This window comes from Hominisplanchenecus murintestinalis (assembly GCF_943193015.1).
Taxonomy (GTDB): domain Bacteria; phylum Bacillota; class Clostridia; order Lachnospirales; family Lachnospiraceae; genus Hominisplanchenecus_A; species Hominisplanchenecus_A murintestinalis.
In genome coordinates this window covers 40,917-53,793 of record NZ_CALPCM010000005.1, presented here as the reverse complement: position 1 = coordinate 53,793, position 12,877 = coordinate 40,917, and the positions used below count along the sequence as shown (strand labels likewise).

Here is a 12,877-nt window from a genome sequence, read left to right as displayed (position 1 = left end):
CTTTACTTCCTTTTACTTTATGAGCGCCACTGGCAGGACGTCCTTCATCGTTTCCACATAAACCAGCTCCAGCCCTTTTTTTATTTCTTTCGAAATTTCTTCCACGTCTACCTTATTTTTTCCAGGCAGCAGTACCGTATTCATCCCTGCGTTCCTGGCTGCCAGCAGCTTCTCTTTCAGGCCGCCCACTGGCAGGACGCGCCCCCGCAGGGTGATTTCCCCCGTCATAGCCACATCCGCCCGCACTTTATGTCCGGTAACTGCTGACAAGATTGCCGTCGCCATCGTGATTCCCGCTGACGGGCCGTCTTTCGGTACCGCCCCCTCCGGGATATGGATATGAATATCATGCTTTTGAAAGAAATCCTCCGGAATATCGTATTCTTTGCCTACGGAACGGATGTAGCTGATTCCCGCCTCCGCAGACTCTTTCATGACATCCCCAAGCTGTCCCGTAAGCTGAAGCCTGCCCTTACCGCGCATAGCATTCACTTCAATCTCCAGGGTATCGCCACCCACGCTGGTCCACGCCAGCCCGCATACAATGCCCACTTCATCCTCTCTCTGGCGCAGGCTGTCATTGTAACGCTCCGCGCCGAGATATTTATCCAAATTTCCCTCTGAGATTTTCACAGACTTCTTTCCATTCTCCAAAATCTCCCTCGCGGATTTCCGGCAGATTTCACCAATTTTCCGCTCCAAGCTGCGTACGCCGGCCTCCCTCGTATAACTGGAAATTATTTTCTTTAACGCGCCGTTTGTCACCGTCACATCGTACTTTTCCAGCCCATTCTTCTTTATCTGCTTTTCGAGCAGATGTTCTTTCGCGATATGGAACTTTTCATTCTCTGTGTAGCTGGAAATCTCAATCAGTTCCATGCGGTCCAGCAGCGGGCGCGGTATCGTCCGCGTGTCATTTGCTGTAGCGATAAACAGCACCTCCGACAAATCCATCGGAATCTCCACGTAGTTATCCCGGAACTTTACGTTCTGTTCGGCGTCCAGCACCTCCAAAAGCGCAGAAGCCGTATCGCCCTTATAATCACTGCTGGTCTTATCTATCTCATCCAGAAGCATCAGCGGGTTTTTCACCCCCGCCGCCCTCATTCCATTCGCAATCCTTCCCGGCATGGCTCCTACATATGTGCGCCTGTGCCCCCGGATTTCCGCTTCATCCCGCACGCCGCCCAGGCTGATGCGCACATATTTCTTATTCATCGCGCGGGCAATGGATTTCGCGACAGAAGTCTTTCCTGTTCCCGGCGGCCCCACCAGACAGAGGATGGGACTTTCCCCTTTCTTTGTAAGCATACGCACTGCCAGAAACTCAAGCACACGCTCCTTCACCTTCTCCAGCCCATAGTGGTCAGTCTCCAGAACTTTCCTGGCGTCTTTCAGGTTCTTATTGTCCTTCGACATTTTATCCCAGGGAAGCTCCAGAAGCGTTTCAATATAGCTCCGGACTACAGCGCTCTCAGAAGTATTTCCCGCCATATTTTTCAGATGGCCGATTTCTTTATCCAGTTTTTCCTTTACATACCTGGGCGCTTTCAGCTTTGCCGCCGCTTCCTGGAACTGTTCCGCATCCGTAAAAACAGACTCATCTCCCAGTTCCTCACGGATAACCTTCAGCTGTTCCCGTAGCATATAATCCCTCTGGTTCTTATCGACACGCTCCCTCACCTTTTGCTGAAGCTCCACCCTGGCACGCATGATTTCCGTCTCACAGCAGAGAATCACACAGAGCAGCTCATATCGCTCCGCCAAGTCCGCCGCCTCCAGGATTTTCTGCTTTTCCTCATAATAAAGCGGAAGATTCACCGCAATATCTGTCACCAGTTTCGAAAGCTTCTCTTCCCTTATAATCTGAGTTGTAAGCTCTTTTCGCATCCTTCCGTTTACCTGGGCATACTCCTGATAAAGCTCTTTCAGGTTTCGGAGCATCGCTTCTCTCTGCGCCTCTCCAGGTTCATCCTCCGCACGCTCCTCAAAAGTTTCTACCTCTGCGCGGAGATACCCCTGTTCCTCATCCAGATCCACCAGTTCTGCCCTTTCAGTTCCCTCCGCCAAAACCCGGAAAATGTTTTGCGGAAGGCGCAGAAGCTGACGAATGTTTACAACCGTACCGACACTGTATAAATCCTTTTTCTCCGGTTCCGGGGTTTCCGGGCTCCGCTGGGCGACCACAAAAAGCTGCTGGTTCTCCTGCATTGCCTGCTCCACTGCCTTTATGGATTTCTCCCTGCTGATATCAAAATGCACGGTCATTGACGGAAGAATTACCATTCCCCTCAATGCCACTGCCGGCATCTCCTTTGTTAATTTACTCATATCTACCTCTTACCTGACGCAGGATATCCCGCTTATCCTCAAGCCGTCTCTATTGACGTTCTCGTCTTTCTTTTCCTTCCCGCACTACGGACCGGAAGCTTTTCCCGGTAAGAAAATTTCGGGCTTCCGCTTCCATCGATAACATCTTTTGTCACTACGCAGCTTTCAATCGACTCGTCTGAAGGCACTGTGTACATCAAATCCATCATGGATTGCTCAATAATAGAACGCAGCCCTCTTGCTCCCGTCTTTCTCTCCAAAGATTTATCTGCAACCGCTTCCAGCGCTTCCTTCTCAAACTGCAGCTTTACGCCGTCCAGCTCAAAAAGCTTTTTGTACTGCTTGACAATGGAGTTCCTCGGCTCCTGAAGGATACGCATCAGCATTTCTTTATCTAAAGAATTCAAAGATACCACCACTGGCACGCGCCCCATGATTTCCGGTATCATTCCAAACTTAATAAAATCCTGCGGAAGCGCATTCTGATAAAGTTCGCCGATATTTTTTTCCTGCTTTGCGCCAATCTCCGCATTAAATCCTATAGCTTTCGTATCCATCCGGGTTTCAATAATCTTGTCCAGCCCTTCAAACGCGCCGCCGCAGATAAAGAGGATGTTCGTCGTATCAATCTGGAGAAGCTCCTGCTGCGGATGCTTTCTCCCTCCCTGCGGCGGCACAGAAGCAACCGTTCCCTCCAAAATCTTCAGGAGCGCCTGCTGCACGCCTTCCCCAGACACATCGCGCGTAATCGAAGCATTTTCCGACTTCCTGGTAATCTTATCAAACTCATCAATATAAATAATTCCATACTCTGCACGCGCTATATCATGTTCCGCCGCCTGAATCAGTTTCAGCAGAATATTTTCCACATCTTCGCCCACATACCCGGCTTCTGTCAAGGAAGTCGCGTCCGCGATGGCGAACGGCACGTCTAAAAGTCTCGCCAGAGTTTGTGCCAGCAGCGTCTTTCCCGAGCCGGTAGGCCCCAGCATCAGAATATTGCTCTTCTGCAGCTCTACGCCTAAATCCCGTCCGGCCGTAACCCTCTTATAGTGGTTATACACTGCCACAGACAGCGCTTTCTTTGCCTCATCCTGCCCGATTACATATTCATCAAGAAACCTCTTTATCTGCTCCGGCTTCGGAAGATGAGAACACTCCCCTTCCATGTACTCATTTTCCAGCTCTTCCTCCACGATTTCGGAACACACTTCAATACACTCATCACAGATAAAGACGTCATCCGGCCCGGAAATCAGCTTTCTTACCTGATCTTCTGATTTATTACAAAAAGAACACCTTACCTTCTGTTCTTGAATTCTCACTTTTATTCCTCCTGTTCTCACTTTAAAGCAGCAATTTTTTCCTAATAACAGGTTAAAGACTCCCGCCAATTAAGCAGGAGCCTTGCTTCCTCTCGTTTATCGATGGGTAATTACGCTGTCAATCAGGCCGTATTCCAACGCTTCCTGAGCGCTCATGTAATTATCCCTCTCTGTATCTACCTCAATTACTTCAATTGGCTGCCCGGTATTCTTCGCCAGCTCCTCGTTCAGCCTCTTTCTCGTCTTTAAAATCATGTCCGCCACGATTTTAATTTCTGTCGCCTGTCCTTTCGCGCCGCCTGACGGCTGATGAATCATGATTTCCGCGTTCGGGAGCGCCATGCGCTTTCCCTTCGTCCCGCCAGCAAGCAGAAACGCGCCCATGCTGGCTGCCAATCCCATACAAATCGTAGAAACATCACACTTGATATAGTGCATGGTATCATAAATCGCCCATCCTGCCGTCACAGAACCGCCCGGACTATTAATATAAAGCTGGATATCCTTGCCCGGATCTTCCGCTTCCAGGTGCAGCATCTGCGCAACAATCAAATTTGCAGTTACATCGTTCACCTCTTCACCCAGGAAGATAATTCTGTCTTTCAGCAGCCTGGAATAAATGTCATAAGACCGCTCCCCACGGCTTGACTGCTCAATGACATAAGGTATTAAGCTCATGATGACTCTCCTCTCTATGCCCCATTACTCTCCTCGCAGCCTGTCCCGGCCGCTTCTATACTTCTACTGCCGAATCCCTTACCAGGTCAACTGCCGCCTGAACCTGCAGATCCTTCTCCACCTGTTCCCTTGCATATTCATTGTCTTTTATCTGATCCGGCTCCATGCCGTAACGCTTTGCCAGATCCTCCAGACCCTCGTTCAGCTTCTCCTCGCTGATCTCAATCTGCTCTGCCGCCACAATAGCCTCAAGTACCAGGCTGTTCTGGATGCGCTTCAAAGCTTCTGGGCGCATCTGCTCAGACAGCTTCTCAAACGTCAGACCCGTAAACTGGAAATACTGATCCAGCGTAAGCCCCTGTGCCTGCATCCTGCCTGCAAACTCGTCAACCATACGGTCTATCTGGCTGTCAACCATCGCATCCGGAACTTCCATAGACGCTTTCTCCACGATTTTTTCTATTACTTTCGCTTCTTTCTCGTATTTTGCTTCTGCTTCCTTCTTCTCTGCCAGGTCTTTCCTGATGTCCTCTTTATATTCGTCTAATGTATCAAACTCAGAAACATCCATCGCAAACTCATCATCTGCTTCCGGCAGCTCTTTTACCTTGATTTCATGTACAGTACACTTAAATACGGCAGCTTTTCCTGCCAGTTCCTTCGCATGGTACTCTTCCGGGAATGTAACGTTTACCTCTGTCTCCTCATCAATCTGAGCGCCGATCAGCTGCTCTTCAAAGCCGGGGATAAAGCTTCCGGAACCAATGGTCAGATCATAATTCTCGCCTTTTCCGCCGTCAAACGCTTCGCCGTCCACGAATCCCTCAAAGTCCAGAACTACCATATCGCCGTTTTCCACAGCCCTGTCATCCACATCAATCACTCTGGCGTTCTTCTCACGCTCTTCGTCTACCACTTTCTGAATTTCCTCGTCGCTCACTTCGACAGACTGCTTCTCCACCTCAATGCCCTTATACTCACCCAGAGTTACTTCCGGCCTGAGCGCTACTTCCGCCGTAAAAATAAACGGCTGTCCCGGCTCTACCTGTACGACGTCAATCTTCGGACGGGAAACGATTTCCAGCTCGCTGGCGTCCACTTCCTTGTCATATGCCTCCGGAATCAGATCGTTTACTGCATCTTCATAGAAAATACCTGCGCCGTACATTTTTTCGATCATCTTGCGGGGTGCTTTTCCTTTACGGAATCCCGGAATAGAAATCTTTCCTCTATTTGCCAAATATGCTTTCTGAACTGCCGCGTCAAACTCCTCAAAAGGAACTTCGATCGTCAGTTTCGCCATGTTCTTCTCTAATTTCTCTACCTGTAAACTCATTCTTCTTCATTTCCTCCTTGATTTTATATGAAAAGTACTAAACTTGCCACACTTACAGTCATTGTAAGAGTATAACACAGGCCTTTCCAAAATTCCAGCCCTTTTTGCCTTTAAATTGTAACCGCAACGCTATTTCACGGACTTTGCAGCAAGTGCAAAGTCCTGGGCTGAACGGTTACTTTAAATTTCCCTCTGTCCTCCGGCAAGTATTTTTTCCAGTTTCCCCACATACTCTTCAAAGACTTCCAGCGCATCTTCCACAGGCTCCTTCCCTGCCATATCCACTCCTGCAAGCCGCAGCAGCTCAATCGGCGACTTCGAGCTTCCCCCTTTCAGGAACTCGAAATATCCTTCCAGCGCGCCTTCTTCTCCCGCCAGAATCCGGCTGCTGATGGCAATCGCCGCCGAAAATCCCGTGGCATACTGATAGACATAAAACGCCCTGTAGAAATGTGGAATCCTCGACCATTCATACTGGATTTCTTCATCTGATACCACGTCCGTCCCATAATACTTCTTATTTAAATCAAGATAAATCCCGCACAATGTTTCTGCATTTAACGTGCCACCCTCATCGACAATTTCATGGGTAACCTTCTCAAATTCCGCAAACATCGTCTGGCGGTATAACGTCGTCCTGAACTGCTCCAGAAAATAATTTATCAAATATGCCTTTTCCTGCTTATCCCTGCTATTTTCAATCATATGCCGAATCAGCAGGGCTTCGTTGCAGGTAGACGCTACTTCCGCGACAAAAATCCGGTAACCGGCATAAATATAATCCTGTTCCTGGTCAGAATGCCAGGAATGGAGCGCATGGCCCATTTCATGCGCCAGGGTAAAGACATCATTCAGGCTTTCCTGATAATTCAGCAGCACATAAGGATGCGTGCCGTATGCGCCCCAGGAATACGCCCCCGTCCTCTTATTTTCATTTTCATAAATATCAATCCATCGGCTGTCAAAGCCTTCCTGCAGCAGAGCCTGATACCTTTTCCCCAAAGGCGCCAGCCCCTCTTTCACGATCTCTTTCGCCCGTTCAAAAGAAACCTTCATATCTACTTCCTGCACCATCGGCACATACACATCATACATGTGAAGCTCTTCCACACCCAGAACTTTCTTCCGCAGGCGCATATAGCGGTACATCGGCTCCATATGCCCATGTACGCTGTCAATCAGGCTGTCATACACTGCCACGGGAATTTCGCTGTCGTCCAGAGCCGCTTCCAGTGAAGAACCATAGTTCCGCATTTTAGCATAAAATGCCGTCTTTTTCGCATTTGCCTCATAAAGCGCTGCCAGTGTATTCTTAAATCCAGCGTAGCCTTGGTAGAGATTCGCAAACGCTTCCCTCCTCACCCGCCTGTCCGGGCTCTGCATATAAGCTGTATAGCGCCCCTGCGTGAGAGGCTCTTCCTTTCCTTTTTCATCCGTCACCGGGCGGAACGTAATATCCGCATTATTAAACATAGTAAATACATTGGAAGACGCTTTCGCCAGTTCCCCAGCTTTCGCCAGAATTTCCTCTGACCGCTCGTCCAGAGTGTGCGGTTTCTGGCGGAAAATTTCATCTAAAAAATGCCGGTATTTTTCCAGACGCCGCTCTTCCCTGCAGTATTCCGCCAAAAGTTCCTCCGGAAGCCCTAAAATCTCAGGAACCATATAGGATTCGGCAGCATTCATCTTATCCATCAATACCTCTGTAGAAGCCGCGGATTTCTGGCTTGCCGCATTCCCCATATCCTGGTGGAGTCTCTGGTTCGCATATACATAAACCTTTTCAAACAGCCTATTCATCCCGCTGTAATCCTCCAGCATCTCCAGGAGCACGCCGCTCCCCTCCTTTAGGCGTCCTTTGTACTTTGGAAATTCCTCTATCATTCCCGCCAGCCTGCCGCAGTCCTCCTCAAAAAGCTGCTCAGACGCATACAAATCCTCCAATGCCCAGGTATCTTCCTTCTTTACTTCCTCACGTTTCCTCGTTTTTGCCATGATTCCCTCCTGCCACTATGTTATTTTCCTTATCCTACCACATTTTTAGGCGGCAGGAAAGGGGGCGCAGTTTCCTGCTCCCCCTTTCTTAACAGCGCTTCCTTTTCACTGTGCTGTACGGTAACGGTATAAAAGATAGTCGCCATATTCAATCGTAGCCGGAGTAGTAATTACATCTTTCAGCCACACTTCTGTTATCCCATCCGGAGACTCTACCTCATAACAGCGAGGGTCGAAATATTGCCCGGTACTTTCGTCCTTCTGCTTTTTCAAATGATAGACATAAATAGAGAAATAAGGAATCTCCTGAAGTGAAGAAGCCCTGTCACGCCACAGCCCCCGAACCACGATTCCTTCAGATGTACGCGTAAACGTTTTCAGCCCTGCCTCCTGGCCTGATGCGGCTTTGTGAAAAAAGTCGGTTATCTGTTCGCTTTTTTCCGGCTGTACATCCGTTAAATCCAGATAGCCATCTTTTATCAAATCTTCTGCCGTAACATCTGCGTCAAGATTGTAAATAGACTGAATGAACTGTTCATTAGCCGGATGCTTTTTATCCCAGATTCCCTTTCCGCACCAGGCAGCCGCGAAAAGCAATACAAGTGCTGATAATACATAAATATACCACGGATATTTCTCCCTCTCTTTTTTCATTCTCTCATCTCCACTTTTCCCTCACATGGGTATAAAAACGGTAAATATTCTCGCTGATTAACAACGCCCCTAAATATGCGCATTTATAAGTGTGCAGGGTCAAAAAATTTGTTTTTACCGGAACTAAAAACATCAGGATTCCAGTCAAACCAACCACAATACCCGGCAGTTCCAAAAAAATTCTCAATATATTCAAAGTCCTTGATGCATTGCAAAGACAAAGGAAAAGCAGCAGCATTACCACATAAGATACAAGTTCCATAACATTCCGTGTTAATAGCAATGATATGTCTGCACCCTCATTTATTTTGCCTGTCATATAATGATAGAAGACACATTCCCCCGTAAAAACTACGTACATAAAAATCAAATAAAAGAATGCGTTGTATTTTTTCATTGATGCCTCCTTAGCAGAATGCTGTTCTATATAATATTCCATTATCCTATCGTACCCAATGTAATATAACTATTTGGCGTATAAGAAGAATTTCCATGTGAATACGTTACCTGTGCTTTATATTGTATAAGTGCAGCTGTCGTTACGTAATGATATTTAAATCCTGTATTCAATGAATATGTAGTGCCAACTTTAGGTGACGCTACTGTAGTACTATTTTTTTCATTATATACAGCCGTTTCCTCTGCTGTACCACTACATACTGCAGATAATTGCAAGTTTCTAAGTTTAGTCTCTACAAACCTTGTAATTTTTGTACTCCCTTTGGTAAGTTTTAATACCCTAAAATTGTTACTTGTATAATAACTATAATACGCTGTATTCCTAAATGTAATATCACTCTGCGCCGAATCTTCTGTTACACTTCCAGTATTTTCTTTTGCTTTCATTATATATGAGTATGAAGTAACATTATATATTCTCTCTACATTTCCAGATTGAAATTTTTGAATCTCTACAGGATTTTTAGATTTTAATGTGTACGTTACTTGAATACGGTTATTGTCTAGTTCTTCAACTGCCTTCTCAATATTAGCAATTGGCTCTAATAATTTTAATGCTTCTTTTGGCATTTTTTCCGATAAATCGTAGTAAAGTTCCACTGAATTAAGGCGCTCTTTCAAAATATCCTTATATACATTGATACTGCTCACCGTCTCCATACTATACTTGGCTTCTACAGCGTCCAACTTTGTCAAAGACGTACTAACAATAGATGATGCATTTACAGGAATACAATATAATACCAAAAGAATAATGCCTAAATATTATAGAAACTCTTTTTTTCATACTTCAAATCCGCCTATCTTTTTACTTGCCTTTTTCCAACTTTTTATAATTATACTGAAACACTGGTATCACCTCTCATTTTGTTTATTTTAATTATCATAACATACTTTTATTATTTATTCAATTATTTTTTTATTATTTATAATAAAAAGTGACGGTCAGTTGAGATATACTATCCTCATCTTAACTGACCGTCTTTCTATTATACGATTCTATATACTTCCAAATCCCTTGCTCAATGATGGAACAGACGGATTCCCGTAAACGCCATCACCATCTGATACTTGTTGCAGCACTCGATGACCGCATCATCCCGCACGGAACCGCCCGGCTCTGCGATGTATGTCACGCCGCTCTTCTTCGCCCTCTCGATATTATCGCTGAATGGGAAGAATGCGTCGGAACCAAGGGTTACGCCCGTCATCTGATCAAGCCATTCCCTCTTCTCTTCACGGGTAAATATCTCCGGTTTTTCTTTGAAGATCTTCTGCCATGCGCCGTCTGCCAGCACGTCCATATATTCTTCGCCTATATAGACGTCAATTGCATTATCCCTGTCCGCGCGGCGGATACCGTCAACAAACGGAAGGTTCATCACCTTCGGGCACTGGCGCAGAAGCCAGTTATCTGCTTTCTGTCCTGCCAGGCGTGTACAATGCACCCTGGATTGCTGCCCTGCGCCGATGCCGATGGCCTGTCCGTCCTTTACAAAACATACGGAATTTGACTGCGTATATTTCAGGGTAATCAGGGCAATTTTCATATCGCGTACGGCTTCTGCCGGAAGTTCTTTATTCTCTGTCACGATATTCGAGAGCAGCTCATCATTGATTGGAAGCTCCTGCCGTCCCTGCTCAAAGGTAATCCCAAACACTTCCTTATGCTCAATCGGGTCTGGCCGATAGTTTTCGTCAATCTGGATAACGTTATAGTTCCCATTTTTCTTCTGCGCCAGGATTTCCAGCGCTTCTTCTGTGTAGCCCGGAGCTATCACGCCATCTGATACCTCCCGCTTAATCAGGCTTGCCGTATCCTTATCGCACACATCAGACAGCGCCACAAAATCGCCAAAGGAGGACATTCTGTCTGCGCCTCTCGCCCTGGCATAAGCACATGCCAGCGGGGATAACTCTCCCATATCATCTACCCAGTAAATCTTTGCTAAAGTTTCCGTCAGAGGCAGGCCGATTGCCGCTCCTGCCGGAGAAACATGCTTAAAGGAAGTTGCTGCCGGAAGCCCTGTGGCTTCTTTCAACTCGCGCACCAGCTGCCAGCCGTTAAAGGCATCCAAAAAATTAATGTACCCCGGTTTTCCCATCAATACCTTAATCGGCAGCTCATTTCCGTTTCCCATGTAAATCCTGGACGGTTTCTGGTTCGGATTACATCCGTATTTTAACTGCAGTTCTTTCATAGCACTTTCCTCCTACTGATTTTTATTTACGATTCTTGTTTCATAATTTCCGGTAGCGATGTCAATATACCGCACAAACAGGGATACCTTATTCTCCGCATTCAAGCTGTTCCAGAGCATTTCCGTAAACGCATCCATGTCGTCCGGAATCTCCACAAGCTTCGGCTCACCCTCAAAGCTGGGAAGCGGATTTCCGTCGCACATGTATGTGTGGATAAAATGTCCTTCACCGTTCACAGGAGCTTCATAGGCAAACGTATAACGGTGGCAGGAATCCGGGTTGCCGTTGCTGCTCTTCAGGATAGACATAGCATAATTGTAACCGCCGCCTTCCAGATGCATAATTCCTGAAATCCTGGGAGTGTAGTTCGGTGCGTCCGGCTCAAACTCCCTCGTCCGGAGACACTGCTCAAACGTCAGCTGCTTGTCCATGCCTTCGTAAATCGTATCCGTCTGGTCGCCGTTAGTTACAATCGTTTTATTTCCCAGAACACGCACCGGCGCGTAAATGATAAGGCTCGGGTCTGTCAGCTTCGACGGATCAAATGCCTGGGTACGGATGCCATCCCCGTCCTCCACGAACACCCGGTTGCGGCTATTCTCGCTTCTTCCCATAATAAAATAGGCAGTAACTGCTTTCGTACCATCCGCCGATTTACCGATTACGATCCCTCTTCCCGGGTAAGCATTCCCCTTTAACTCCAGCTCCAGTGACATTTTTTCCATAGATTTTCCCCTTTCTTGATAAAAGTATAATCAAAAAACCGCCTGAGGACCCTTGCATCGTTCAAGTGGTCGCCCAGGCGGTCGGCATCATCTTCACACTGTACTCCCTGTAGGTGCTCCTACGAATCCGCCAGTCGTACAGCTTACGCTCATCTTACACTATTTTCCTGCACATTGCAAGGCAAAACTTTACATCGCGTCAGACTATTTTTTTTACTACAGGTATCCATACTTCATATTGTGCATTTTGCGGGTCAGGATTTAAATAAACTTCTACATCGGCGGCATTGCCATACTCGTAACCTGAAGTTGGCAGCCATTCTGTCACAATGCGCTGTTCCAATTCCTGAATAGACTGGTTTGTACCCTGACCGGAGAATACCGCCCAGGTAGCTGCCGGCACAAGATATTCTTCCAGATCCTCCTGTGGTTGTGAAGTAGCTACGGCAATATAATATCTCCACTGCTCCGCATCGTTACAGATGCTGACACCAAGCACACCCATAGGCGGTGTATCCATCATGCCAGCCAATCTCTGTAATGTTCCGTTTTCAGATATTTCCTGCCATTTTTGGGGAATAACTGTAAAGTTCTTTTCAATCTCCTTATACAGCGGTACGGATACTCCTACGATACGGAACGCTTCTTTTGTTTCAATCCGATAATTCATTTCTTCCACTCCTTTGACTGTGATTTTAAATGTAAGAGGCGGGAAAGATTTTACAGATATGCCCTCGCTTTTTACAGCAGACGGCGCAATTCCATGAACAGACTGAAAAGCTCTGTTAAATGAAGTAGGGGAATTGTAACCATACTTACCTGCAACATCAATGATTTTCATACTATTCCCCTGCAAATCTACAGCAGCAAGTGACATTCTTCTTCTACGGATATATTCAGACAAAGGAATACCTGCCATGTAAGCAAACATTCTCTGAAAGTGATAGGACGAGCAGCAGGCAATACGTCCAAGCTGCCCATAATCAATTTCATCTGTCAAATGTTCTTCGATATAACCGATTGCATCATTTAATCTTTCAATCCATTCCATGATATAAGTCCTCCCGATGAATTCCAGTATATAATATTACTTTTATTTTTTCCTCTTAATTTCTGCACAAAAAAGAGAGGTTATATATCCTTTTGCTATTTTAGAGTTTATAAAATATAAT

General features: G+C 46.4%; 11 protein-coding genes and 1 riboswitch. All 11 genes read right to left on the bottom strand.

Translation table 11 applies throughout. The annotated features are described in order from the left end of the window. Positions 1-12: 12 nt before the first annotated feature. Complete coding sequence (lon, locus tag NFR99_RS03420; protein WP_251352746.1) at positions 13-2,331, bottom strand: endopeptidase La; 2,319 nt, start codon at positions 2,329-2,331, stop codon at positions 13-15. A 38-nt stretch (positions 2,332-2,369) separates the two neighbouring features. Then, positions 2,370-3,662, bottom strand: a complete 1,293-nt coding sequence (clpX, locus tag NFR99_RS03415) for an ATP-dependent Clp protease ATP-binding subunit ClpX (RefSeq protein ID WP_120483359.1) — start codon at positions 3,660-3,662, stop codon at positions 2,370-2,372. 90 nt (positions 3,663-3,752) lie between these two features. Further along, entirely contained in the window at positions 3,753-4,334 is a 582-nt protein-coding gene (gene clpP / locus NFR99_RS03410) for an ATP-dependent Clp endopeptidase proteolytic subunit ClpP (RefSeq protein ID WP_120483273.1), read from the bottom strand. Between the two features lie 55 nt (positions 4,335-4,389). After that, positions 4,390-5,670: a trigger factor gene (gene tig / locus NFR99_RS03405; RefSeq protein WP_120483275.1), complete on the bottom strand. Its 1,281-nt coding sequence runs from the start codon at positions 5,668-5,670 to the stop codon at positions 4,390-4,392. Between the two features lie 180 nt (positions 5,671-5,850). After that, positions 5,851-7,665 carry an oligoendopeptidase F gene (gene pepF, locus NFR99_RS03400; protein ID WP_251352738.1) on the bottom strand — a complete coding sequence of 605 codons (1,815 nt, stop codon included), beginning with the start codon at positions 7,663-7,665 and terminating at the stop codon, positions 5,851-5,853. 105 nt (positions 7,666-7,770) lie between these two features. After that, on the bottom strand, positions 7,771-8,319 hold the full coding sequence (locus tag NFR99_RS03395; protein ID WP_251352736.1) for a hypothetical protein: 549 nt from the start codon (positions 8,317-8,319) through the stop codon (positions 7,771-7,773). A gap of 4 nt (positions 8,320-8,323) precedes the next feature. Next, positions 8,324-8,716: a hypothetical protein gene (locus NFR99_RS03390; protein ID WP_251352734.1), complete on the bottom strand. Its 393-nt coding sequence runs from the start codon at positions 8,714-8,716 to the stop codon at positions 8,324-8,326. A gap of 41 nt (positions 8,717-8,757) precedes the next feature. Then, positions 8,758-9,429, bottom strand: coding sequence for a hypothetical protein (locus NFR99_RS03385; RefSeq protein ID WP_135976135.1), 672 nt, complete (start codon positions 9,427-9,429; stop codon positions 8,758-8,760). Positions 9,430-9,800: 371 nt separating this feature from the next. After that, positions 9,801-10,979, bottom strand: coding sequence for a phosphoribosylaminoimidazolecarboxamide formyltransferase (locus NFR99_RS03380; protein WP_120483285.1), 1,179 nt, complete (start codon positions 10,977-10,979; stop codon positions 9,801-9,803). 12 nt (positions 10,980-10,991) lie between these two features. Continuing rightward, positions 10,992-11,705 (bottom strand): IMP cyclohydrolase, encoded by a 714-nt coding sequence (locus NFR99_RS03375; RefSeq protein ID WP_120483287.1) that lies wholly within the window; start codon positions 11,703-11,705, stop codon positions 10,992-10,994. A 64-nt stretch (positions 11,706-11,769) separates the two neighbouring features. Further along, positions 11,770-11,853, bottom strand: a riboswitch (ZMP/ZTP riboswitch). Positions 11,854-11,904: 51 nt separating this feature from the next. Next, complete coding sequence (locus tag NFR99_RS03370) at positions 11,905-12,756, bottom strand: AraC family transcriptional regulator (protein ID WP_120483289.1); 852 nt, start codon at positions 12,754-12,756, stop codon at positions 11,905-11,907. Positions 12,757-12,877: the final 121 nt, after the last annotated feature.